The organism is Scytonema sp. NUACC21 (assembly GCF_054684315.1).
On the sequence record NZ_BAAFZH010000089.1, the window covers coordinates 1 to 26,430 of the forward strand.

The window sequence follows — 26,430 nt, forward strand, 5'->3', positions numbered from 1 at the left end:
AAATGACCAATGACCAATGACAAATGACCAAGGAATAATTAATGCACAGTTCTCACCGATTGTTCCTCTCCAATATCCGGGCTGCGTAAATCCTCCACCATTGCTTGAATATCAGCGGGGGGAGGTGGTGTCAAACGAGAAACCACAACAGTGACAAGCAAGTTGATAACCATACCCAAAGTGCCAATGCCTTCTGCAGAAACTCCAAAGAACCAAGTTGGCATACCTGCAAACTTGACACCCACAATGTATGCTATAGTAAAAATTAGACCTATCAGCATACCTGCAATTGCCCCTTCTTTGTTAGTGCGCTTGTCGAAAATCCCGAGGATAATGACTGGGAAGAAGCTAGAGGCGGCTAAACCAAAGGCAAAAGCAACGACCTCACCAACAAACCCAGGTGGGTTGACCCCAAAGTATCCAGCAAGAACGAGAGATAAGCCCACCATTACGCGTCCGACAAATAGCCGTTTTTGTTCTGACGCTCCCGGATCGATGATACGGTAGTAGACATCGTGGGCGATGGAACTGGAAATAACCAGCAGTAGCCCTGAAGCTGTAGACAAAGCTGCTGCTAAACCACCAGCTGCTACAAGAGCAATCACCCAAGGAGCAAGTTTTGCAACTTCTGGGGTTGCTAGTACGATGATGTCTCGGTCAATGGTAATTTCGTTAGATTCTTTTTTTGGTGTTAGCTGGAGACGCCCATCACCGTTTTTATCCTCAAAAGCCAGGAGTTTGGTATTTTCCCACTTGTTGACCCAATCTAGCTGCCGTACTTGCTCAACTGTTTGATTGTGCAGGGTAGTGATGAGGTTGTAGCGGGCAAACATGGAGAGGGCTGGAGCCGTGGTATAAAGAATGGCTATAAATAACAGTGCCCAACCTGCGGAAAAACGGGCTGAACGCACATCAGGCACTGTGTAAAATCTTACTATCACGTGGGGAAGACCGGCGGTTCCTACCATCAAGGCAATGGTAACAAACAGCACGTCGAGCATGGATTTGTTCGTAAATGCCTGGGTGTACTCTGCAAACCCAAGGTCAACCTGGATTTTATTGAGGTTGCTAGCAATGTCACTGAAGGTAAACGCTAATTGGGGAATGGGGTTACCTGTGAGCAACATGGCAATTGCAATTGCCGGAATCAGGTAAGCAACAATCAAGATACCGTACTGGGCAACCTGCGTCCAAGTGATGCCTTTCATGCCGCCCAGTACGGAGAAAAAGCCAACAATCACCATACCGATAATGACGCCCGTATTGATGTCTACTTGCAGAAAGCGGCTGAAAACAATGCCTACCCCCCGCATTTGTCCGGCAACATAGGTGAGGGAAACGAAAATGGCTGCAACTACAGCCACCAGACGAGCAATATTGGAGTAGTAGCGATCGCCAACAAAATCTGGCACAGTGTACTTACCAAATTTCCTGAGATAAGGAGCTAGCAGCAATGCCAGTAAGACATAACCTCCAGTCCAACCCATTAAGTAGATAGAGCCGTCATAGCCCATAAAACTGATCAGCCCTGCCATTGAAATAAACGAAGCGGCCGACATCCAGTCAGCAGCTGTGGCTGCACCATTGGCGACGGAAGGAACACCTTGATCTGCTACAAAAAAGCCCTTACTATCATTGACTCGTGATTGCCAACCAATGTAAAGGTAGAGCAGAAACGAAAGCCCAACTATCAAAATAGTCCAAATTTCAACTGACACGGTTTTTCCTCACCTTTTTATATTATGCTTGCGGTCCAGCTTATCCATCTGAAAGGCGTAAATGAAAATCAATGCCACAAAAATCAGGATTGAACCCTGTTGTGCCATCCAAAAGCCAAATGGGACACCAAAGAAACGAATGGTATTCAATGGTTGTACCAGCAAAATACTAAAACCAAGGGACACTAGCGCCCAGATTATTAAAAGATTCCGAATTAAAGCAGTATTGGCACGCCAATATGCACGGCTCTGTTCTCTATCCATTTGTTTTTACTATAGATGCTATAAGAATATATCAGTTCAAATCCGCTCCATACCCTGAGAAATTAAGAGAATTATGAATTACTTACACAAAGTTTTTATTAAGATTTGTTAACAGAATAATATTGGTTTTGAAGGGCGATCGCGAGCCGTTGAGTTGGACAATTTACAACCACATTTTTAACCTCTCTCCAAACCTCTTTCCTACAAGGAGAGAGGCTTTGATTTTTCCATTCTCTGCTTATAAAGATAGGATGTAGGGTGGGCACTGCCCACCAGCGAACGTGCGGCATAGCCCTATCTACAAAAAGCGGTAGTTTTACAGCACAAAAGGAGTAAATGTTCAGCCCAATAATTGAATTTTTGAATTTCATACTTACAGCAGATTGCAACGCGGAGGAGGTACAGACTGTTGTAAGGGCGCAAGGTCACCGCGCCCCTACCAATATACTTCATTTACCTGAAAAATGCTGTAATATTTACAACGCCGATTAAGTTGGAGTTCTCTAATACTCAATCAAAATTTTTACCTCGTTCTGATTACAAACAAATTCGAGATATATCTCATGACTAAATATATTCTGGCATTCGACCAAGGCACCACCAGTTCGCGGAGTATTATATTTGACCGCAATGGCGAAATCCTAACCATTGCTCAGAAAGAATTTCAACAAATCTTTCCGCAGCCCGGTTGGGTAGAGCACGATCCTCAGGAAATTTGGTCTTCCCAAATTGGTGTTGCGAATGAAGCTTTAGCTCGCATTGGTATCAAGGCTAGTGATATTGCTGCTATTGGCATTACCAATCAACGAGAAACCACGATAGTCTGGGAGCGAAAAACAGGCAAGCCAATTCATAATGCGATCGTTTGGCAAGACCGCCGCACGGCTGTGTACTGCGATGAACTTAAAGCTGCTGGACATGAGACAACATTTCAGAAAAAAACGGGACTGGTGATCGATGCTTACTTTAGTGGCACTAAACTCAAGTGGTTGCTCGATAATGTGCCTGACGTTCGTGAAAAAGCCGAGGGAGGAGAACTGGCATTTGGAACCGTCGATAGCTGGTTGATTTGGAAACTCACTCAGGGGGAACTTCACATCACAGACGTGACGAATGCTAGCAGGACGTTATTGTTCAATATTCACACTCAGGAGTGGGACTCGGAATTATTGTCAATTCTCGATATTCCCCCTTCTCTTCTCCCCAAAGTGCATAGTTCGTCAGAAGTCTATGGGTATACATCTGAAGGTCTTTTAGGTAGCCGCATTCCCATTGCTGGAATTGCTGGAGACCAACAGGCTGCAACCTTTGGGCAGGCATCGTTGCAATGTGGCATGGCAAAAAATACTTACGGTACAGGCTGTTTTATGCTGCTGAATACAGGCGAGCGGCCGATGCAATCTCATCACAAGCTGCTGACCACCATTGCCTGGAGCATCAATGGACGAACTAATTATGCCCTAGAAGGCAGCGTATTCATTGCCGGGGCAGTTGTGCAATGGTTACGCGACGGACTCGGAATTATTAAGCACAGCGCAGATGTGGAAGCATTTGCTTGCAGCGTTCCTGATAATGATGGTGTGTATTTTGTACCTGCCTTCGTTGGTTTGGGCGCACCTTATTGGGACAGCTACGCTCGCGGCACGATTGTGGGTTTAACTCGCGGCTCAACGGTTGCCCATATCGCCCGTGCAGCTTTAGAAAGTATTGCCTATCAGACATTTGACGTGATTGATGCGATGCGTCAGGATTCTCAGCTTTATCTTTCAGAACTGCGGGTAGATGGTGGTGCCTCCCGCAACGATCTGCTGATGCAGTTCCAGGCTGATATTTTGGGTGTGCCCGTTGTTCGTCCAAAAATCACTGAAACGACTGCCTTGGGAGCTGCTTATTTGGCAGGGCTAGCTGTTGGCTACTGGGACGAAGCGGAAATTGTGCAGCAGTGGCAGGTTGAGAAACGGTTTGAGCCAACAATGAGCGCCGATCGCCGTTTAACACTCATAAACTCGTGGCGACAGGCGATCGCCCAGACACGGCATAGGTAGAGAGTGCCCTACTGCTCGCTACGAACTCGCACGCACGGTAGAGGATGTCTTAGCGCGACGCACGCGATCGCTCTTGCTGGATGCGCTTACCAGTATGGAAGCAGATCCTCGTGTAGCAGCACACGAATTTCACGGTTAGTACGTAAAACATTGTCGTTTTCAAAATTGCTTGACAATCACATTGGAGGAGTTTAGTATTTTGGTAATCATTATAACGCTGCATTTTCATAAGAAATTTAGTAGGTTAAAGCTATCAAGCTTGCAAATAGTAAAAAGTAAAGCACTGTTATTTTATGTACTTAGATATTAAGTAGCTTAAGAGTTACCTGGTAAAAGTAAGTAGTCTATTAAAAGTTAGCAATGACAGACCCGGACAATAAAAGTATTAGTAAATACCAAATTGAATTATCTGAAAAAATTCAAAAAACCTTTCAAAAACAAATCAAATCATCAATAGTTAATGAAATTGTTCGTATTGAAGTTCAAATAGATAATAATATAGAACCTCTCCAATGGCTGCTGCAACAGAAAAACAATAGTAAGACTTATTGGTCAGATAGAGAACATCGATTTGAAATGGCTGGTGTAGGAGAAGCAGATATTGAATTTTCTCAAAGCTTAATTGAATATTCTAAACTTTTTGATAGATTAAATAGACGCCTTTCTTCATCATATAAACATTTACGATATTATGGAGGTATTAGTTTTAATCAAAGCTCGGAAAGAGATCGAAATTGGCATTGTTTTGGTAATTATCGATTTGTCGTACCTAAATTTGAGATTTATGTCGAAAATAAGGAAGCTTATTTAGCTTGTAATTTTCTGCTCAAAGACTCACAAAATTATCAATTACATCTGAATCAGATTTTATTTGAACTGAATAGTTTAGCTTTCAATCAACCCGTTCATACTATTTTTTCCACACTTCTTTGTAGAAAAGATTTACCCAATGAAATTGTTTGGCATAAAAATGTTAAAACAGCATTGACTTATTTCAATCGAGAAGATTTAAAAAAAATTGTTCTATCTCGTAAATCTATGTTTGAATTTAGTGAAGAAATAGAACCTCTGAATTTATTGTTATTGCTCAAAAAAAATAATCCTCACCTGTTCCATTTCTGTTTTCAACCTAGTTTGGGTAACGCTTTTATTGGTGGGTCACCAGAGCGCTTATATAAGCGTGTAGGAAGATCGTTACAGACCGAGGCAGTGGCTGGTACTCGTCCTCGTAGTAACTCTATTGAAGAAGACCAAAATTTGGGACAAGAACTACTTACATCAGAAAAAGATATTCGAGAACATCAACTTGTTGCTCAATATTTAAGAAATGGGCTTCAACATCTGTGCCATTCTATAGAAAAACAGAGAAAGCCAGTACTATTAAAGTTGAATAAAGTTCAACATTTATATACACCTTGCGCTGGCATTTTATTAGATAAGTTTTCTGATGCAAACATACTAGCAGAGTTAAATCCTACACCAGCAGTAGCAGGTTATCCCAGAGAACAAGCATTAATGGCAATAAATGAATTAGAGCCATTTGACAGAGGTTGGTATTCAGCCCCTGTAGGTTGGATAGGACATAATGCTGCTGAATTTGTTGTAGCCATCCGTTCAGGCTTAGTTAATAATAATCAGCTTTCTCTATTTTCTGGAGCAGGTATTGTCCAAGGTTCTCAACCTGAAGATGAATTGCAAGAAATAGAAAACAAGATTGGAGGTTTTATTGATATCATTAACTATTTAGTTACCGTGAAAAAAACAGTTGTATCTTCTTCATAGCATTTTTAGAAAAACGTCAACCTAATTTTCGTAATTATCCTTGGTTGCCGTAGATAGAGAAGAGGATTATTGCTGTTTTATTAACGTAAAAACCATTTTTGATACTGGAGAAAATTAATGAACAAAAACCAACTAAGCAATACAAATTCATTGAACATTACTCCCTTGAGCGCAACAAAATTAACTGGAGATAATAAGCGTAACTATATTCGTCAGCTATTTAATAATATTTCCACGCGTTATGATTTTATTAATAATTTGATTTTTTTAGGACACATCAAATTATGGCATCAATGGGCTCTCTCTGATTTGGAGCTAAAGCCAGGAACTAACATACTTGATATTGGCTGTGGTACTGGACATTCTACACAGTATTTGCATTATCGTTATCCTGGTTTAAATATAGAGGGCATGGATCTGTCTCCTGGAATGCTATCTGAAGCACGTCGTTTACATCCTCATCTCAACTTCTTTGAAGGCGATGTTTGCGCTATACCTCGTCCTGACGCAACATACGATCTCGTCACTACAATATTTACCTTTCGCAACTTTCCTAACCATCAAACCCCAATTAATGAAATGCTTCGAGTTTTACGTCCAGGGGGAAAATTGTTGATACTCGATCTTTTTTACCCACAAGAGCCTCTATGGTGGCAAAAAGTTTATACTTTCTGGATTAAGAAAATTATTCCTGCAATTGTCATCCCTTTTATTGAAGATCCGACTCCCTATAGCTATTTAGGAGAAAGTATTATTAATGGCTTAAATGTCAGCGATTTTAAACTTCTTTTAGAAGACCATGGTGCAAGTGTTAGCCAAATTAACTCATATACGGGAGGAGCAGCAGTAAAATTAATTGCAGTTCGGAAGAATCTATAAAATATTTTGCATGGCGGCTTTATGAATTTGATAGTAATATTAAAACTTGTTTTTATGTTGTGCAAAATCATTTCGTGATTCAGCCATGCAACAAAAAGCGTAGTAAACGCTAGTTTTGAAAATTGCCAAACATCTTTTCTATCTTTGCAGAATGGATAATATATGATTGAAACTAACTCATTTAATTCTAATTCACCTATAGTTTCTCCAGAAATGGCAACAAAATTAACTGGAGATGACAAAATAACTTATATCCGCACGTTATTTGATAAAATTTCTAGTCGTTACGATTTTATTAGGGCTCTAGTTTTTCTTGGTCATACTAGCCTATGGTATCGCCAATCACTTTCGGATTTAGGATTGAAAGCAGGAGATAAAGTCTTAGATGTAGGCTGTGGCACTGGAGAATCAACGCGATATTTAATTAACCGTTATCCAGGAATAAATGTTGAAGGCATGGATATTTCTTCTGGTATGTTGAATGAAGCACGTCGTCTAAGTCCAAAATTAACTTATTTTGAAGGTGATGTGTGTGCTATTCCTTGCGCTAATTCAACTTATGATTTTGTACTGACGACTTTCACATTCCGTAATTTTCCTAACCGCAATGTTGCGATCGCAGAAATGTTAAGAGTATTGCGTCCTGGTGGTCGCTTACTGATACTCGATCATTTTTATCCTCAGAACCCGCTTTGGCGTAGCATATATACTTTTTGGATGAAGAAGATTGTTCCTCAAATTGTCAAACCTTTTATTGAAGATGTCACTCCTTATCGTTATCTAGCTGAGAGTATTATTAATGGTTTAAGTATTACTGATTTTAAAATACTTCTAGAACTTTATAAGGCTTGTGTCCTCCAAACCAATACTTACACTGGAGGAGCAGCGGGTAGAGTGATTGCAGTACGTCAACAAGAAAATATTGAATGAATAGATGAATAAATGGAGTAAAGCGAAGCATACCTGCAAGACTGACATCTTGCACGCCCAGAAGTGGGAGGGGTCGAGGGCAGTGCCCACCCAGCCCTTTCAACGCGAACAAAAGAACTACTAAGATGAAGGTCCGAACCCGCTTCCAGACTGGATCGAAATATGAACAACTGATTTATCTATTCAACAATAGAGAGCCTAACTCACGATCAAAAAAATAGATGCTTATACCCATTTTTGCCCTTTAAATTTTATAGAATTTTTAGAATCTTCATTAGGAAAGCAAGCTCATTTTTTCCGTCAGCTTTTTTCTACAACACCTACTTTAACTCATCCAAATGTGCGCTTGCAACTGATGGATAAACATGGTATTGATATGCATGTTTTGGTTCCTCTTCCCTGGCTCGAAGGCACTCCTACTATTCATGCAAATCCTAAACTTGCAGAACAAGCAGCTAAGTTGTGCAATGATGGGCTGTATCAGATAGTGTCTGCTCATTCTGACCGTTTTCTGGGAGTGGCAATTCTTCCCACAACTAACCCTGAAATAATGATGGCTGAGTTTGAACGGGCAATTCATGAATTAGGATTTGTGGGAGCAGTAATTTTTGTTGGACCTACAGTGACCAGAGGTGACGATCAAAGTTACGAACCTTTATATCAAAGAGCAACTGAACTTGGTGTACCCTTGTGGCTCCACCCTTGCCGTCCCGCCAACTATCCAGATTATATAGATGAAAGTAAATCTGAATATTTATTATGGCAAACTCTGGGTTGGCTTATGGATACTAGCAGTGTGATGGTCAGGTTGGTATTTAGCGGTGTTTTCCAGCGATATCCCCAGCTAAAACTTATTACCCATCATCACGGAGCATTAATCCCTCTTTTTGCTAAACGGATGCAAGAGTCATATACTTATTTTGAATGCAATAGTGATTTCAAATTGAATACGAATATTAGTCAACCATATATCGACCACTTTAAACATTTTTACTGTGACACTGCTACTTTAGGTTTTGAACCTTTGCTACTTGAAATGGCTTACAACTTTTTTGATGTGGAACATATTCTGTTTGGTAGTGATACTCCAATGGATACAAAAGCAGGCGATATTTTCACTCCAGAAACCGACAGAAGTATTGCAAGTTTACTTATTCCCGAAGCAGACCGTAAAAAGATTTATGGTGAAAACTTTTTAAAATTAATTAATAGAAAATCTTAAGTAAGTTTAGTTAATATTTCCATTCGACTATTTGTTTTACAACTGGCTCAAAAAGTTATGTTACGTTTGTATGAATTTAATTTATCGGGTAATTGTTATAAAGTTCGCCTTTTAATGAAGCAATTAGAAATTGCTTTTGAAAGGGTAGAGCTTGATTTTATCAAAAAAGAAAATCGCAATATTGAATTTCTGAACAAGAATCCTCAAAGTCGAGTTCCAGTTTTAGAGCTTGAATCAGGAGAGTTTTTATTAGAATCAAACGCAATCATGTTTTATTTAAGCAAGGGTACTCAATTATTTCCAGACGATCGTCTTGAGCAGTCAAAGGTTATGCAATGGTTATTTTTTGAGCAATATAGCTTGATGCCTTATATTGGTTCTTGTCGATACTGGATGACTATCCTCAATAAAGCTAACGAATTTCATGATGTAATTGCTGAAAAACAAAAGTCTGGTTATGCTGCTTTATCTGTTATGGAACAACATTTACACTCGCAGGATTTTTTTGTAGGTAACCGCTATACTATTGCCGATATTTGCTTATTTGCTTATACTCATATAGCTCATGAAAGCGGTTATAATATATCCGAATTTTCTGCTATCCAAGCATGGATAGAAAGAGTGAAATCTCAACCTCACTATATTGATATTTCCCAAACATAGTCTGTTTTTTATTTGGGATTTTTTTACTAGTTGAAATTGTATTTTTATCCAATATATGTTTAAATAGCATCACGGATGGTTACCATGTCCACAGGCTATATTCCGCAACTACTTAGAGTAGTCTCCGAGCAAGGCGAGCTTACTCCATTTGCTAGCACCTCGCAGTAACCAGAATTAAGCAAGGGAGATAAAAACAACTATGGCATCTATATATAGATACAGACAAGAGCCAAGAGTCAATGGCAAACGCAACTAAGTAGGTGGGTGGGAATAAAAGGATATATGTTAAGAAATTTAAAAATGGCTGTAACCTTTACAAATGACTTTGGACAACCTTAACTACCTACTTATCATGCAACCTGTTGATTTAAATAATCCAACCAGATTTTTAACCTCTCCCTTTGTTCCATACTGACAAATCGGCTTCCTTGCTTCAATGCCTCTCGTGGGAAAATAGCGCGTAAATCTGCCAGCATATCGGCATTCTCACACGCTTCCAAACACTGAGCGATATACCGAACTGACTCTACAGAGAGCCATTCTAATGTTGCTGGAGTGCTACAGATTTTCATTTCTTACTGCTTCCTGCACTTGCTAACTCAATTGTACTTAGTAGTTGCTACTTGGCAAACAAAGAACTAAATCGTGCAATTAAATTGCACAATTATCTACATTATGCAGGATTTATTCCCACTCTTGCAATTGCTCGCTAGCATTACGAAGTAAAGAATTGAGTTGTTCGCGACGATTTTCAAAATTGGCAGCAATGGTCAGGAGTAAGATGCCGACAAGCAAGCCAACAACCCATTTGAAAAAGGGATATTGCAAACTGAAAAGAACAAGCTGATAGAAACTTGTGATGAAAAAGGCAGCAACTCCAATGTAAAGAAAAGCCCTGACCCTCAATGCCAACCCCGCAAAGATAGCAATGAGACTGAAAATCCCCGGTAGAAGTGCTGCATCCTGATGAAAAAGAATTGCCCAACCACAAATGATGCTGCTACCCAGAAGCCTCAGAGAGTGACGGCTTCCTTTCATTTTTGGTAATTTCAGTTCGGGGTCAAACTGAGCAATATATAGTAGTGATAAACCAATTAGCGTTACATACCATAATGCATCTGTGAAATTGAAGACAAACAACCACCGGAACAGCGCCCAATTTACCAGTGCCAAACTCAGGTATGTAAAGCGAAATTTACGAGCAGTTTTGGCAACAAGAGTATAGAAGGCTGCAGCAATCAGTAAGCTAATTGAGTAAACTTCTACTCTGGTTTGCCATAAAAATAGAAGTGGTAGGATGTATGCGGCTTTTTGCCAAGGTTTTTTAGACCAGCCCCAAGTCTCCCAGGGCATAATGTAAACAAAGTAGGCAATTACAGATGCGATCGCACCTTGCCAGGGAAGCAACTGTTTCTCTAGCAATCCTACTATTGGAACTTCTGGTAAATAAACCCTCAAGAAAGGCATCTGTAGTAACCCAAGGTACACCCAGGCGGAGGAGTCAATTTCTTTCCTTGAAGTGTTTTCCTGTTGGATTCTTCCTTGAAAGATGGCATACCGAATTAAAAATAATCCAGTCCCCAAACCGAGCATCTTTGCTTCTACCGGACTGAAACTAGCAGCAATTAACAAGCCGCTACTCAAAGCCCAGTGAATATGAGCAACCACTTTTAGCTCTTTGCTACTTAAGCGCAAGTAGCCTAAAAGCCAGGGTGAGAGAATGCGATAAACATACATAATGCCAGTTCCAAGAACGGACATGGCAATTAATCCATCACCATATGCCCCTCCTGGTAATTGTAGGAGTTGATATAACAAAAGTTCGTATGCTGAAACCGATACTCCAACCAATCCGATGTAAACCAATGGTTTACATTCTTGGCGGCGTCGTCCCACACCAATAGCAATCAAAGCCACAGCAAGGGTCGATAAACCCGTCCAGTTGCTAAAGGTTTGCCAGCGCAGCATGACACCAAAAATCCCATACATTAAGGGCAGAATGTGCCAGCGGTTCGGCAGTTGTTCCAGACGGTGTCGCCTTTGCCACCACTCTCCTAAAAGCTGTGCCATCAAACCCAAAGCAATATTGGCAATTGCAATCTGGATAAGAGAATGGTTGCTAAAACCAAGTAACTCGGCTATCAGTAATTCCAGACACCAACCAATACCGTAAAAACCCCAATTGGTAGGTTGCTGCCAACTGCGATAAGCAATAGCTCCTAAAGCGATCGCACAGGAAATTAAAGATAAGAATCCCGGATTAATGAGGTTTTGGTAAACTAATAGGGAATGGCCACTCAAGCACAACAACTCGGCACTGCATAACGCGATCGCCCACCTATCAAATGCAATTGCGTAAATTTGTAACAGGGTTGAGGAAGACGCGGAGACTTCTTCATTCCCCGTGTTCCCTTGTGCCCTTGTCTGTTTGTCTTCAAGCCACGATCGCATTAACCAAAAACAGGTGATGGCAACTGCCCCTACTAAAAACCAACCTTGTCCTGAGAGTCGTGGTAAACCGGGTATACCTTCCCATAACAAAGCAGCGAAAGCACCCAGCCCAAAACCTACGGTCACAACCGCGCATGACTTTTGTCGCAAATAATATGTATTAACAAACATCAAAGCCGTTGCAACAATTAAACCGATTAACCGACCTCCAGTCAAAGGTAAAGTGAATGACAAAGAAAGCCCCGAAGCAGCAACACTCAACCAAATGTTAAGACTGGAACGAGGGACAGCAGTTGTTTGGGTTTTATACCCCCAACTACCCAGCCCCGTGAGTGTCATTGGAATTGCTAACCAAATCAGACCCCAATTCTCATTACCATTAGCAGCACCAACCCAAGCTAAATTTGCATTTCCCCACAGTAGAGTGTAGCTGAGTACTGCTAAGGCCAAACCCATATGCCACGCACTGCGCCGCCATATTCCAGAACCTACACTAAATAACAACTGTGCGATCGCCATGACCAACAAAAGACTTGCCCAAACTTCCTGACTTAAAGAAGGCAATAAACGGTCAACGACCGAGCAAATTGTCAGCACAAGAGCAATTTGAGTCATGTAAACCAAAGGGCTTTTTGTCAAAGAACGTCTTTGGCTAACACTCCACAAAGTCACTGTAGACAAAAGTAAATTTATTGAGCGTAATGAGGGATTTTCCACACTAAGCAAAGTCAGTAAAATCCCAAACATGAGTGTTAAACGTTCTGCAAAAACAGCCAATGGCACCTTGTCAGCACGATATAGTTTATTCGCCAATGCCAACATAACAAGGACATAGGGAAATAACCCCACACTTAATAATTCCCAAGGTGCATTGTGAGAATAGGTCAATTGAGTTGCAACAGTCACAATCCATTGCTGGATATTTGCAGGCAATAATCGCCAACCCAGCCAAATTGTCTCCAACCCAATGACAAAAATTGCTCCCACATCCGCCCGCACCCCATTGCGTTGCAAGCGACGGTTGAAAAACCACAAACCCAAGAGACTGACAATGCTCGCTTGCCAAGGAAAGGTTGTGCCAACTGATACTAACCATCCTAGGAATAATAGAACACCGCCCAAGATTTCCCAGAGTCGAGAAGGGGATGTGGGTAGAGGTTGGTTTGTTGATTTTACAGATAACTTATCCGTTACTTTCGTTATATCATCCGTTGCCAACCAAGTTAAAAGAGCGCCGCAAATGCCAATTGCCAACCCTAGTTGTTGAATATCAACTTGGACAATAAAAATCGCCCGTACTAACAGTACGACTAAGGCATAAATAATGATAATCAAAGGCAACACGGCTCGATTCACCTTGACTTCCCTTGGCAAAGGGGGCTTGTCACCTTCAGAAGAGGTTGGGGATATCGGTTGCTGGAAACGAATGCGATAAACAGTTGCAATGGCTGTTCCTACTGTTGCCAAATAAACAGCTATGAGGGGAAAGCCCGGTAATTGCCAACCCCAATGTAAGTAAGATAGCCCCAAAATATTAAATAAAATTGAGTTCCTGACGTGGTTGTTGGTTGCAAACAACTGAGTCTTGCAAGAAAAAACAGTAAGAGATGTGAGGATAACAGAGGCTATGGCAATGACAATCCAGTTGAGAGGGTTTTGCCACAATTGGAAGTTGTCTATTGCCCAAAAGTTGACAGGCACTAACAAAAGGGTAACGATGAGTAGCGATCGCGCCGTCAAGTTTAAATTAGATTGTTTACCAGCCCAAAAGCTGACTCCCCAAAAACTCAAGGTGTAAGCAAGCAAAATTCCATATTGTCCAGAGGGTGGAAACTTATCCCACTGACTCGCAGCTAAGACTCCAGAAGACACTACAACTAAAAACATTCCCAGAAACAACAGCCACCGGACGCTCAATTCTTCTCCAAGTGATTGCAACATTCTGGTGAGAACGTTGGGTTTTGGGGGTGTTTGTGGTGAATTCTTTTGAGGTAGAGGTGTTGGGCGTAAGGTTTTTACATCATTTGCAACAGAATTCGTCAACACCCGTTGTGGTTTCGGTGTTGTTTGAGGTTGCAACGCCACAGCGCACACGAAATGCTCCTGACAAATTTGCCTCACCTGGGCATGAGATATTAAACCCAAGTGCAGCCATATATCAAGCCCGTGCAACAACTCAGGGTGAGAAGATGACAGCCAAAGTTCTATTTTAAGCGGATGGTCAAAGTTAGATGGCATAAATAGCACGCCTTAAGCGCGGTACTTAAATCATCGTTTCAATTAAGGTAAATTTCGCGCTAATTGTGACACTTACTTCCCTGACTGCGTAAATTTTTATTAAGCGATGACTCAGAGCGCTCCGTAGAAGCCAGACGGTTGTTCAATCTCACCTCACAGGGAATAGCGTGTTGGGAGGCTCGGGATGCGCTGAACAAGCACGGCAGTCATATACGCTAGGCAATGTGTGTAGAACAGCCACAGTAAGAATCGGCAAGCTAAAACATCCCAAAAGTCTTTAGGAATGTGCTATGGACTTTCGGCTTTTACGGAAGTTTTATTCTTGTTTTCTCACAAAATCTGTGTATAAAATAATTTCTTAATTCCTAGTAATATTCGGGTCACCTTTATAGAAAGCTTTTGAATGGATTTCTAGCAGAGCGCTGGAAAAAAATCCTATTATATAAAGCTTTTGGTCAAGAGAATATCTGGGAAAGTAGAAAGTCAGAAGTGATGTTTTAGTAAAATACTGTATAAATAGTTGCCTTAATTAACGGATTTTTATAAATTTGTAATTGTATGAACTAGAAATAGTGAATACAACAGAGTTTAACAACCAATTTTCAATCAGGATTTACTCGGTCGCCGCCACGTTTTACCCGTTTTTAAAGCATGATGACTCAAGGCTTTTCCACACCAGGCTTTACGTTTCCAAATCTATCTACTAAAAAGTCTGCCCGCTCTCAAGGCAGTTTTCTACTTAATTAGCTGACAAACTCATCACAAGGAATTTCTTCAATGAAACTGACTCAATTTATAGCAGTTGCGGCGGCTGGCGTTACCCTTTCATTGACCGCAATGCCAGAATCTCCTACATATGCTGCCACATTCACTGAGGTAGGGGATTCCGGTCAATCACTGTCAAATGCTATTAATGTGGGAGTAGATATTAACGCAATTGTGGGAACGATAGATACCACAACTGATGTAGATCTTTACCAATTGAATTTGGCTGATGGGTTATTCATTGCCACAACAGTACGCAATGTGACTAATAATTTAGACACCATGTTGTGGCTGTTCGACTCAAAAGGTAAGGGAATTGTTGGCAACGACGACTCATCCAATACCAGTCAATCTACAATTAGAGCCAACTTGAGTGGAGGAACTTATTATTTGGGAATCAGCAATTACGATATTGAGCCCACAAGTGCAATGGGATTTATTTTCGATTACACCAGTGGCTCTCAAAAAACAAAACTTTTGCAACCAACAGGACCTGGAGGTAGCGCGACTCTCATAAATAATTGGACAATTGGACCAAATGGCAGCAGCCCAAGAGCTACCGGAAAATACCGTATCCTCTTGAACAACTCTACAGTTAAGGCTCAGCCAGTTTCAGAACCAAACGCAGTTTTGGGGCTGGCTACGTTATGTTTAAGCGGGTTACTCTTTTTGAAAAAAGTAGCATCTTCCTACTCGGCTTAGCTATTCCTCACCATTGCCAAAATATTAGAGGTCGAGCCAGATACGGATACTGTTGGCGAATTCGGAAAAGCAGCATACTAGCTGGTTGGTTCGCTGGTTAGTTCAGTGATGAAACGATTAAGAGCCTTCTGAGCAATTTTATACCCAGATGCTTGCTTACCCAACCTCAGTTCAGACAAAACACGGTCAGACCTCACCCTTACCAAGGGTGTGCAAAATGACTAATTACCCAGGCTTTCAGCGAGTTGCATAGTTGGATTATGCAACAACTATGCAACATTACTGGAGTCCAAATGATGACATCAACAACAACAATGTTCAATTACCAGAGATTTAGAACCATAGCGATAACACAGGTAAAAGTAACCGAGTTATAACTGCATTCATCATATTGGTACGAACAACACTCATCAAACATACAGTTACAAGGGATAGAAACATACAATACTATCCCTTGTTCTTATGAGTGCGATCGCAACTGATAATTCATAACGCTATTAGCGAACACATGGTTGATTTATATAACGACGAATTACATATTCATTATTCACAATCAACATAGGGTTTGATAACGCTACATCATATAGAACATAGAAACAATATGATTCGTATTCATGAAATGGCTACTCGTGAACATATAAGTCGATTTCCAATTTTGGTGACATGATTCATTAGCAATTCTTGTGAATGTAAAAATGCTCTAGTCATTTCATTTTTACCGTGTTACGTTTGATTGGTTCGGTTACAAAGTGTATCAAAATATATAGGGAAGAAATACTAAAGCTGTAGAACTATTGGTACTTTGCATTCTTTATTGTTTTGATTATTTGAGACTATCTAATTTGTAAATTCAGGAAAAAATACCCATGATTAACAAAAATTTAGACAGCTTTGATGATAAACAAAACTCTGAAATTATGGATTGTTTACAGGACAATTACGTTCCAACACCGCTATTATTGCCAGAGAGTGAGCCAGTTCACTATCCACAAAAATATAATGCTGGAATTGCCAATACCTCTCAGCAGCAATCAGGCGGGTTTCCACCAGCCGATGTTCTTGGTAAAAACATAGCTGAACAATACAGAGAGCAATTGATATTTAACAGCAAGGCTCACTGTTGGATGCAATATGAATTAGAAAACTCTGGTATTTGGACTAAACTCAGTGATGATGATATTGAGAAAATAGTCAATCAAGAGCTAGAACAAAGAAGCATTAGTGGTTATGGTTCTTCTAGCTACATAAGTAACATAATCCATAAAATGCGACTTGAATTGATGGAGAGAAATTGGGGAGAAAAATCTCCTACAGAGTTACTACCATTTCAGAATTGCGTTCTAGAAATAGCTACAGGAAAAACTCTTCAGCATTCACCAGACAATCGGTTTACTTGGTGTTTGCCACGTGAATTCGATAACTCTAGTAATGAGTTTCCATCGATTGATACGTGGTTGAATGAAGTCACGAACAATAATCAGTCAATCAAAGAAATTCTATTATGCTATTTGGCTGCAATTCTAAAAGGTCGTGCCGATCTCCAACAGTTCTTGCATCTAGTTGGTTCTGGTGGCACGGGTAAAAGTACATTTGTTAAACTTGCAATATCTTTGATAGGTAGTAATAATGTATGTAGCACTACTCTGAACGATTTTTGTGGTAAAACTTTTGGAGTTGCGAATCTTCACCAAAAGCGATTGGCAGTATTTCCAGATCAAAGTAAATATACGAGAGATGTGCAAAAATTTAAGTCACTCACAGGACAAGATGAGCTTCAAGCAGAAAAAAAATATGAACAACCGTTTCAATTTAGATTTGATGGTATGGTCATGATGGCATCAAATGACTTGGTGTTTGATACTCGTAATTTGATACCTAAAACTCAAAACAGAGAGGTTACAGGCTGATGTAGCGCGAGTATATATCTAAATTGAGCATATCAAGTTATCAAATAGTTTAGTCAATTCAATATATAAATATCTTATATAAGTAGTGAGAAGTGATAACTTTCTCTCAAGCCAAGTCAGTACCCCTATTTACTGTTTTCGGGATACATTGGATTGAAGTGAGAGAAAATTGAGAGAAAACAAGTTGGTTAGGGGGCTACGTTGACATCGTAGCGAGCACTGGTAAGGACATTATTAAATGGACGTAACTGGACTCGAACCAGTGACCTCTACGATGTCAACGTAGCGCTCTAACCAACTGAGCTATACGTCCTCAAGCACTTGAACGAGTATAACACGGGTTTAACTGACTTGCCAAGTTCAATTTCTTGAAGTTATGTAAATTATATGAGTTGTAAGTAGTCTATCTTATCTACAGCTGTTTGAGTTTATTGTTTGCCGATCGCAGCAGGTGTTGAGCTTCTGGATAAGCTGTTGTTCCTGGTTTGACGGTTTTCAACTGGTTGATAATTTTCTTGATTTCTACTTGTAGCTGCTCAACTGTAGGGGGAGGAGAATCAATCAGCTTTTGAATTTGTGCATTCACTTGTGTGAGGGTTGCTTGTGCCTCATTTTGTGCTTGCAATCGGGTTTGTACAATCTTCAAGTTAGTTTGGTAAGTAGCCAGCAATTTTTGGGCTTCTGGGTAACCTATCTCTTCAACTTCAATGTTTTGCAATTGAGCGATCGCTTCTTGCCACTGGCTTTCAATTTGTTTCCAAGTATTTGACGGATGAGGTGGATTTTGAGAAGCAATAGCCGCCTTGAAAGCAAATTCCTTAGCAGCCTTAATAAAACTTTCGCTGCGGCTTTGGGACTGCTTCCTTTCCGTAAGCTGCGTCTCTAGTTCTTCAGCTTTTGAACGAATGTCAGCATATTGGTCGTCATAGACTGTTTGGCTACTGTACTGCCTTGCAACTCTCCGGGAACGTCGCCGTCTGGAAGAACTATAAGAATAAACGGTGTAAGAAGTTGGTAACTGCTCAATATGTGCTTGAGCTGACTTTAATTTTTCTTCGCCTAATGCTAAATCTGCTCCTGTAGTCCCTTTCTCGATCGCATACTCTGCCTGTTTGAGCAATGCAGTTGCTTGATTGTAATGTTCGTCTACGCTAAGGGTAGTAGATTCTGAGGACACAGAAGTGGTTAACCCTGACAACAAACTCGGAAGATACGCTATTAGTAACCACAATCCACCCAAACTCGTAGCACCAATAAGAAGAAGCATAACTACCCCCCCTATAAATAGACTTAAACAACCAGGTGGAGTATTAGCTTCAGCCGCCGCTATTAGTGCTTCTTCGCTAAATTGTGGATACGTATTTATAACTCTCTCACGTAACTCATCCAAAGACAGTGGCGAACCTTCCTGAGATAGCAATCTTTCTAAAGGCTTTAACACTATTTCTTGCTCAATTTTGCTAACGTCATCTTCGCCACTGCAATTTTGCACTTCTGCACGCAAAATTTCAAAGGCTTGACTGTTAAGACGATACATAAAGGTTCTCAATACATTACGTTTTTACTTTTATAATTCCCACTTAGGATTGAAAAAGTATAAGTTTTCCTCAGTAGAGAAAGATAATGCATTCCTTGGCTTGATGAGGGCTAAGCGCCCCAATTTCTTAAAGAGTGCTGTTGGCGAATATGCGTCTGACCTCTGACCTCTTTTCCTGGTTCTGGTTAGAAGCGGTTTCACGCCCGATTGACCAGCTCTATTCTGAAAGAAGTCGGGACGCTGACCTGGCTTTATTGGATTTGCTTGAGTTTATTGTTTGCTGATAACAGCAGATGTTGGGCTTCAAGATAAGCTGTGGTGCCTGGTTGTACTTTTCTCAGCAGATTGATAATTCCTTGTATTTGGCTGATGGTGCGGTTTTTATCCACATCTTGGGGATTTGTCGGAGTCGTAGCTATTAAACTTTGAATTTGACGCTGTGCCTCTTCTAAGGCTTCAACGGCATCCTGCTCTGCTTGCCGTCTCACACGGATTTCTGATAAGTTGGCTTGATAGTTAGCTAGTAATTTTTGGGCTTGAGCATAGCCTTTTAAGTCTTGTGTGGGAATTTGTTCGAGGCGTTGGATTGCCTGTTCCCACATATCTTCTATTTGTTTCCACTCAATCACTGTGTGGGGTGGATTTTGTGCTGCTTTTGCAGCTTGCCAAGAAAACTGCTGGGCGGCTGCAATCAAGGCGCTAATTCGCTCGTTATCCGCAGCAAGTCCAACTTCTTCTTTGAACTCTTGCTGGTAAGTTTCCAGTTTCTTTTGCGCTGTTTGCCCTGCTAAGGTTTGAGTGGGAATTTGCTCTAATGTGTCAAGTGCCGATCGCCAAGAAGCGATCGCGGCTTTTTTATCACTAAGTGTAGAAGCTTGTTGATACTGCTGTTTGGCTTTGTTGAGATTGCGATCGCCATCAGTCAGCAAGATTTGAGCATTCTTTTCTTGAAAAACTTTAGCTTCTAGCTGCCCAACCTTGGTACGAGCCTCATTAAAGCCATAAATGCTAAATCGCGAACTATACCACCAATAACTATAGTGATATTCTGACCAATCTTTGAGAAACCAAAGGGGCAATGCATCAAGGTGTTTTTGTGCGAGTTTGACCTTCTCCTCACCTAATTCTAAGTCTGCCGGACTGCTGGCTTTCTCAATCAATTGTTCTGCTTGTTCAACGGTTATAATCGCTTGCTTATAATGATTATCCAAACTCATATAACTGGGTACCAGTAAAATAGGAGCATTTCGTGCCACAGGACGACGAACGATTGGGTAAGGTAGGTTGGCTACCCAAACTATACCTATACCTGTAGGAACACCAAGCAGTATTGCAGCCCAGATAATTTTGCTCAGTATACTGCCCTTTTTTTTATGACCGTGCTGGTAAGGGTGGGTTTGGTAAACCCGTGTTTGTGCCTCTATTTCTTTTTCGATTTCAGCAAGGTTTTTAGGTTGAGGTGCCATTGATGCTGAAGGCTTCAGAATGACAGGCTGTTGGCTTTTTAGTGACGGGTCAATTCCAGAGCTATTCTGTGGTTTTTTATGCTGGGTGTTCCAGGGCAGATGCTGAAAAAAAGACATAAAGTTAAGAGTATAAACATTAACCTATACTCAATATACCCATACGCATATCAATCGGCACAGATTGAGATCCTTCTTAGAGTGGGGGGCAAGTTTTTCAAATTGTTGTTACTATCTGTGCATTGATAAAATAATTATAGTATCTGGTAAAATGCCAACTGCTTTAATCACTGGTGCCTCTGGTGGTATTGGTAAAGCCTTTGCCGAGGAACTAGCTGCACGGAATACAAATCTTGTTTTAGTCGCTCGTTCAGAAGAAAAGCTGAAACATTTAGCCGCGCACCTGCAAGAAAAGCACAACATTCAAGTAGATATTATTGTTGCCGACCTTACAGAGTCAGGTGCTACCGATACTGTGTTTAACACGGTTAAACAAAAGGGATTAACAATTGATATGTTAATCAACAATGCAGGTTTTGGCGACTATGGGGACTTTGCCGAACGGGATGGTGCAAGGCAAGTCAAAATAGTGCAATTGAACATTATAGCATTAGTTGACTTAACTCATAAATTTTTGCAAGGAATGCGGCAACGACGTTCCGGAAGCATTATTAACGTATCTTCCCTTTCCGCATTTCAACCAATACCTTATATTTCTGTTTACTCTGCCAGCAAAGCATTTATTCTCAATTTTAGTCAGGCACTGTGGGCAGAAAATAAACCTTATGGTGTGCGGGTGCTGGTTGTTTGTCCGGGACCTGTTGAAACCAACTTTTTTGTGGAAGCTAAGTTTCCCCAAGCCCTTGCAGCCCAAACCAGTGGGATGTCAACTTCCGAAGAAGTGGTACGCCTATCTTTAAAAGCTTTGGAAAGGGGCGATTCTACTGCGGTTATTGGTGGTTTTACCACTCACTTTATCAGCAAGTTATCTCGGTTTGTTCCTCGTAAAACTTTGCTCTTTTTCTTGGAAAAGCAGTTTAAGGCGACGTAGGTTGGGTTGAGGTACGAAACCCAACATTATCCTTGGAAAAGCAGTTTAAGGCGACGTAGTTTGGGTTGAGGTACGAAACCCAACATTATCCCAATATTTAGGGATTTCCAAGAAATAAATTCTCCCGGAATGTGGTAAGGAATGTGGTACGGGCGTCCCCGCCCGTTCTGTACAAGCGACGCCTACGCATTACATGTACCTCGTTAACTGGACGCGATAGCGCTCTTTTTTCGTGACAGCAATTTCGCCAACTTCCAATCGTCCCTTGCTACGAATAGCAATTAAATCTCCTGTTTTCACCTGGGAACTTGCTTGAGTCACTTCTTTCCAATTGACGCGAACATCTCCTCCGTCAATTAGCTCAACCATTTTACTGCGCGACATCCCAAAACCAGCAGATGCGATCGCATCCAACCGCAAAGAAGCTTCTACTGTAGTCAATTCTTTTTTCTTTGGTTCCCTGACTTTCAGTTCGCTTATATCGATAGGTTCAACTTTTACAGGAACCGATCGCACTTGCTTGAGATGGGTCTGTAGAAATTCTACCAATTCTGGAACGACGATCGCTTGTGCTCCACGTTCCCCCAGAACAATAATGTCCCCCGTTTTTTCACGTATGATACCTGTGCCCAACATTGCACCTAAGAAGTCGCGGTGAGTTGCAGTATCAAAGAGAAAATTGCCAGCTATGTCTAGGGCGGTAACGGCGACTTGAGAGGAATCGAGAGGAATTTCCGAACGAGCAATTGCTACTCTTTGACGTTCAGCTTGTGGATATCCGCCTCCCGCCACCAAATGTACCTCTGTTAAACGGCTAAAACTCTGTTGAATTTCAGCCAACTCTGGTGGAGAGAGAAAATCACTACAAACAACTTCCCATGTCTTAATAGCTTGTTCAGCTAGATCGATGACACGAGCTACAGTATCTCGATTTTCAACACCTTTTAATAGTTCTTCCCTGGGCAGCATTCTTTATAGTTATCAATAATCAGTTATCAGATTTTAGTGAGGGTTTGGCGGTTAGTTGTGAGTTATTTGACATCTTGCACTTTCTCAATAAGGATTGGTAGGCAGTGCTTACGAAATCATAAGTATTGGTGGGCAGTGCCCACCCTACGAAATTATAAGTGGGCAGTGCTTACGAAATCATAAGTATTGGTGGGCAGTGCCCACCCTACGACGACCTACTTATTTCCTCTAACCACTAACTAACGAATTGTTGTATCAGCGTAACCTTGGATATTTTCTGGTTTTAAAGGACGTAATACACGGGTTGCTTGACGGGTGAGACTTTCAGAACCTTGAACTACAACTAGGTATTTGCCAGCATTTAAGCGGTTGCGGTAAGGCAAGGCATCACCACTGCCAAACACTAAGCCTGCTCCTCCACCAACGAATACACTACCCATAGCACCAGCAACAGCGCCTGAGAGTCCGCCAACGACGTGATTGCCGATTTCACCTGCCCAAGCAAAGGTATCCAAACCAGTGATAACGCTAAAACAGGTACCGGCAAAAAAACCAAATGGTACCAACCAATATGCCATGAATATGGCTTGCTTTCGGGCTTGTTCGTTGGGATCGATCAAGCCGAACTCATCAGCACTTTTGTAACCCTTTCCTAAGATTGTAGCTTTTATATCCTCTTTCTCTAAGGCTACAAAAGCCGCTTCTGCCTGGATGCGGTCTGGTAAAACAGCAACAAGGTAATTCATGGCTTAAAAGTTAGATTTAATAAGAGTTTTAGTCCTATACACAGCTTAGCAGTGCCTGCCGAACTCAAAGAGTACTGTTAGCAGAAAGCTCGCTTGCCTTAATTTTCTGCAGTTTTTTGACTGGATATTTCAGTCAATGAGTCAAGTGGTTCGCAAAAATTCTTTACACCTTGTTTTAAAACGTACATAATCACTGGTGTTGCCAACCCTGATGGAAATGTTGGCATTGTTTTGAGATGTTTTAGCACACTTGAAACAGAGCCATTGAGTAAGTCATCGCGAAATTCCTGTTGACAAACCACGGCACGCCATCTCTTGGCTAAAGCATCTAACCACTCTGAATTGGCTGTTTCTGGTTCTTGCCCGGAGCGAATTGCCAAGGTCATGGCGGCATCTTCTAAATCACCCTCACAGTCCTCAATTAAGTCCAGTGCTTCCATAGCTATGGGATCGTCTCCCACTTGTGAGCGTAATTGTGCGATTTCTTTTGCCGTAACTTTTGTCATCAGAACAATTTCTACCTAGCTGAAAATGACACTATTCTGTTATGCTATTCTAATCTGAATTTAAAGTATCAATTATTTAGACAAGCTTTCATAGTTTTTCAATTAAAGACGTACCCTGCAACGATACTTGAACCTGCAGAGTACATCTTAGGTCAATAAGGTTCAGATAAGACCAGAACCCTGATTGAGAACACAACATAGAGACGCGCCATGGCGCGTCTCTACAACGTAATTATTTACACATCAGCCTTAACTGAACTGTATTGCATCTTAAGTTAGATAGGCGGTAAAGAATCTACAGTTTGCAGCCCATAACCCGTCATCGTATGACAATAACTCGGTTACCTAGGTGCTCTTGCAGTGATTGCTCTTTGTAAACGAGCCAAAGCGCGGTTGTATTCCAAAATTGCTTGAATTCGTTGACCTTCCGATCTGGTTAAGTCGTTTTCTGCATCAATAACTTCAGTTTGAGTACCTACACCAGCTTGGAATCGCAAACGTGCTAAACGAAGAGCTTCCCTTGATTGGTCTACTGCTGTAGTAGCTGTTTGAACGTTTTCCAAGTTAGCTTGCAAATCTGAATATGCTTGTTCGACTTCAAATCGAATTTGATCGCGTTGGCTGGCGAATTGGTTTTCCGCAATTCGGATATTAACCCTCTCCTGATTTGCCCTTGCTCTTGCCGCTCCTCCATCAAACAGGTTTAGAGACGCCCTGACCCCTACGGAGTAATTATCTTGAATGCTTTGACCGTCGTCAAACTCGTCTTGGGCGTTGTAGCTAGCAACTAAACTCAATTGAGGACCGAGATCGGAAAGTGCCTGCCGTCGCCGTTGTTCGGCAACGTTACGATCGGTCAACCTTTGTTGTAGTTCAGGACGATTTTGAAAAGCTATGACAATGGTTTGATCTAGTGGAAGATTCCAAAGCCCTGCCAATCTTACAGGTTCTGCCGCACTGATATCAACCGCCTGAGCCAAACTTAATGTTTGGGCTAATTGACGGCGAGCAATTCTCTGCTGCGAGAGAGAATTAGTGAGCTGTTGTTGGGCATTTGCTAGGTTGACTTGCGATCGCAGAACATCAAAACGGGTACTTACACCAGCCCGTTCCAGAGCTTGTGCATCTCGCAAGCTAGCCTGAGCATTGGTGACAGCAGACTGGGCAATACGCACGTTTTCATCTGCTTGTTGCAAATCGTAGTACTGAGTGGTGACATTCAGGCGAATGAGCTCGGACTGAAGCTCAACTTCCAGTTCTGCCGAGCGTAATTGTTCTTCAGCCGCTCTAATGCTGGATTGTCGCCTTCCAGAGGTGTAGAGATCGTATTGTATTTGTGCGCCTGCATTAAAAGATGTACTGGAGCTTTGGTTGTTACTTATGTTTAATTGCCTTTGGAATTCCGTTTGTTCTGGTCGGTCTGCAAAACCAGGTCCACTGCGAGTGACATCGGAGTTAACAGTCGCAGAGGGAAGCAAAGCAGCTTGGGCTTCGCGCACCAAAAATCGATTTCGTTCTAAAGTTAGTAAAGCTTGTTGCAAATCTCGATTATTGCGCCGCGCCAGTTCTAGAGCTTGAGGCAGTGTAATCGGCTGAGTACCGCGAACCCTGACATCCTCTGGTCTTGTTGGAAACTGCAAGGGATTTGGACTGGGGTTGAGATACTCGGGGACTGGCACGGAACCAGATGGGATCGGAGTTGCTGGCGTACTTTGTGTAGAAGAACCATTTTGCGTCACATTTACTGGCGCATTGGGCGTTGAGCTTGTAGAACCCGCTTGAGCCACCTGATTTGGAGCCGTATTTTCTTGCAAACAGCTAAAAGACTTTAAAAGAAGAGAAGCGGAATGCGCCATTTTGCCTTCGCTGTCTTGTTGCGGGCAAATCTTCAGCTGCTCCAGCATTTGTGATAATTTCACCACTGTACCGCTCTGAGTTGTTTCTCTGTGTCTCGGTATTTGAGAGTCAGAATTTTTCTTTTCTATAGTCGGCTGCTGAGACGGCGGTATAGATTTCTCTGGGACAGAGGAGGTTGGCTTTGAGTTCGAGTCGGAAGTCACAACTGAAGTTACAGTTGTCTTCTCCTTGGGTTTTTGCTCAGCATTAATGATTGGATTGCTCTGTCTTTGATGAGAAGAAGCAGAACGAATCTTGGCGACCAAATCGGTTTGCTTTGAGGTAGGTTTAAAGCTTAAAAGTACACTTTGAACCTTCCCTACAGCTTGCTTAACTGGCACACCAGTTTTTCCTGTAAGTATAATTCTGGCATTACCATTATTTCCAGATTTTAAGATAGCTGTAGTGCTGCCACCAGAAGACGTAACTGGGGCTGTCACAGTGTTACCTACAGCAGTCGTTGCCGATTGCTGATTGGTATTGATTGGAGTTCCAGCATCATCATGGTTAGAACTTAAGACACTGGGAGAAGCAATAAGCTTTATCCCGGTTATCTTTATAGTATGAGCAAAGACAGGTTGAGTGGATAACACTGCTACTGTCACACCGGGCAAGAAACTATGAAAAATTTTTTGTCCTTTCACCGCATCCCCTCACACAAAAATATAGCGGCAGAAACGCTTTCTCAGCACAGAA

At 41.5% G+C, this 26,430-nt stretch carries 19 protein-coding genes and 1 tRNA gene; 9 read left to right on the forward strand and 11 right to left on the reverse strand.

What is annotated here, in order from left to right; translation table 11 throughout:
• Positions 1–38: 38 nt before the first annotated feature.
• Positions 39–1,718: a sodium:solute symporter family protein gene (locus ACYRY3_RS23055; protein ID WP_460203977.1), complete on the reverse strand. Its 1,680-nt coding sequence runs from the start codon at positions 1,716–1,718 to the stop codon at positions 39–41.
• Between the two features lie 9 nt (positions 1,719–1,727).
• Complete coding sequence (locus ACYRY3_RS23060) at positions 1,728–1,982, reverse strand: DUF4212 domain-containing protein (protein WP_460203978.1); 255 nt, start codon at positions 1,980–1,982, stop codon at positions 1,728–1,730.
• A gap of 563 nt (positions 1,983–2,545) precedes the next feature.
• Between ACYRY3_RS23060 and glpK the strand changes: the two genes are divergently transcribed.
• The 6 genes from glpK to ACYRY3_RS23090 all read left to right on the forward strand — a co-directional run bounded on the left by glpK (position 2,546) and on the right by ACYRY3_RS23090 (position 9,503).
• Positions 2,546–4,027 carry a glycerol kinase GlpK gene (glpK, locus tag ACYRY3_RS23065; protein WP_460203979.1) on the forward strand — a complete coding sequence of 494 codons (1,482 nt, stop codon included), beginning with the start codon at positions 2,546–2,548 and terminating at the stop codon, positions 4,025–4,027.
• Between the two features lie 360 nt (positions 4,028–4,387).
• The gene (locus ACYRY3_RS23070) at positions 4,388–5,809 is read left to right on the forward strand and encodes an isochorismate synthase (protein WP_460203980.1); all 1,422 of its coding nucleotides are present in this window, start codon (positions 4,388–4,390) and stop codon (positions 5,807–5,809) included.
• A gap of 117 nt (positions 5,810–5,926) precedes the next feature.
• Positions 5,927–6,688, forward strand: a complete 762-nt coding sequence (locus tag ACYRY3_RS23075) for a class I SAM-dependent methyltransferase (protein WP_460203981.1) — start codon at positions 5,927–5,929, stop codon at positions 6,686–6,688.
• Positions 6,689–6,850: 162 nt separating this feature from the next.
• On the forward strand, positions 6,851–7,618 hold the full coding sequence (locus ACYRY3_RS23080) for a class I SAM-dependent methyltransferase (RefSeq protein ID WP_460203982.1): 768 nt from the start codon (positions 6,851–6,853) through the stop codon (positions 7,616–7,618).
• A gap of 217 nt (positions 7,619–7,835) precedes the next feature.
• Positions 7,836–8,840, forward strand: a complete 1,005-nt coding sequence (locus tag ACYRY3_RS23085; RefSeq protein WP_460204089.1) for an amidohydrolase family protein — start codon at positions 7,836–7,838, stop codon at positions 8,838–8,840.
• Between the two features lie 57 nt (positions 8,841–8,897).
• Entirely contained in the window at positions 8,898–9,503 is a 606-nt protein-coding gene (locus ACYRY3_RS23090; RefSeq protein ID WP_460203983.1) for a glutathione S-transferase family protein, read from the forward strand.
• Positions 9,504–9,853: 350 nt separating this feature from the next.
• Here the strand turns inward: ACYRY3_RS23090 and ACYRY3_RS23095 are convergent, their stop codons facing one another.
• Complete coding sequence (locus ACYRY3_RS23095) at positions 9,854–10,075, reverse strand: hypothetical protein (protein WP_460203984.1); 222 nt, start codon at positions 10,073–10,075, stop codon at positions 9,854–9,856.
• A gap of 112 nt (positions 10,076–10,187) precedes the next feature.
• Positions 10,188–14,192 (reverse strand): DUF2157 domain-containing protein, encoded by a 4,005-nt coding sequence (locus ACYRY3_RS23100; protein WP_460203985.1) that lies wholly within the window; start codon positions 14,190–14,192, stop codon positions 10,188–10,190.
• 777 nt (positions 14,193–14,969) lie between these two features.
• Between ACYRY3_RS23100 and ACYRY3_RS23105 the strand changes: the two genes are divergently transcribed.
• Positions 14,970–15,659, forward strand: coding sequence for a DVUA0089 family protein (locus tag ACYRY3_RS23105; RefSeq protein ID WP_460203986.1), 690 nt, complete (start codon positions 14,970–14,972; stop codon positions 15,657–15,659).
• Between the two features lie 866 nt (positions 15,660–16,525).
• Positions 16,526–17,566 (forward strand): DNA primase family protein, encoded by a 1,041-nt coding sequence (locus ACYRY3_RS23110; RefSeq protein ID WP_460203987.1) that lies wholly within the window; start codon positions 16,526–16,528, stop codon positions 17,564–17,566.
• Between the two features lie 239 nt (positions 17,567–17,805).
• On the opposite strand, the gene ACYRY3_RS23115 is transcribed toward ACYRY3_RS23110, so the two are convergent.
• From ACYRY3_RS23115 to ACYRY3_RS23125, 3 genes are all read right to left on the reverse strand, one after another.
• Positions 17,806–17,879 (reverse strand) — tRNA-Val (locus ACYRY3_RS23115).
• A gap of 99 nt (positions 17,880–17,978) precedes the next feature.
• Positions 17,979–19,103: a hypothetical protein gene (locus tag ACYRY3_RS23120; protein ID WP_460203988.1), complete on the reverse strand. Its 1,125-nt coding sequence runs from the start codon at positions 19,101–19,103 to the stop codon at positions 17,979–17,981.
• 251 nt (positions 19,104–19,354) lie between these two features.
• Complete coding sequence (locus ACYRY3_RS23125; RefSeq protein WP_460203989.1) at positions 19,355–20,686, reverse strand: hypothetical protein; 1,332 nt, start codon at positions 20,684–20,686, stop codon at positions 19,355–19,357.
• 151 nt (positions 20,687–20,837) lie between these two features.
• On the opposite strand from ACYRY3_RS23125, the gene ACYRY3_RS23130 reads away from it, so the two are divergent.
• On the forward strand, positions 20,838–21,617 hold the full coding sequence (locus ACYRY3_RS23130) for an SDR family NAD(P)-dependent oxidoreductase (RefSeq protein WP_460203990.1): 780 nt from the start codon (positions 20,838–20,840) through the stop codon (positions 21,615–21,617).
• Between the two features lie 189 nt (positions 21,618–21,806).
• Here ACYRY3_RS23130 and ACYRY3_RS23135 read toward each other — a convergent pair whose 3' ends face one another.
• From ACYRY3_RS23135 to ACYRY3_RS23150, 4 genes are all read right to left on the reverse strand, one after another.
• The gene (locus ACYRY3_RS23135) at positions 21,807–22,586 is read right to left on the reverse strand and encodes a photosystem II S4 domain protein (protein WP_460203991.1); all 780 of its coding nucleotides are present in this window, start codon (positions 22,584–22,586) and stop codon (positions 21,807–21,809) included.
• A gap of 239 nt (positions 22,587–22,825) precedes the next feature.
• Complete coding sequence (locus ACYRY3_RS23140) at positions 22,826–23,332, reverse strand: hypothetical protein (protein WP_460203992.1); 507 nt, start codon at positions 23,330–23,332, stop codon at positions 22,826–22,828.
• A 98-nt stretch (positions 23,333–23,430) separates the two neighbouring features.
• Positions 23,431–23,838 (reverse strand): hypothetical protein, encoded by a 408-nt coding sequence (locus tag ACYRY3_RS23145; protein WP_460203993.1) that lies wholly within the window; start codon positions 23,836–23,838, stop codon positions 23,431–23,433.
• A gap of 341 nt (positions 23,839–24,179) precedes the next feature.
• Entirely contained in the window at positions 24,180–26,378 is a 2,199-nt protein-coding gene (locus tag ACYRY3_RS23150; protein WP_460203994.1) for a TolC family protein, read from the reverse strand.
• Positions 26,379–26,430 lie beyond the last annotated feature (52 nt).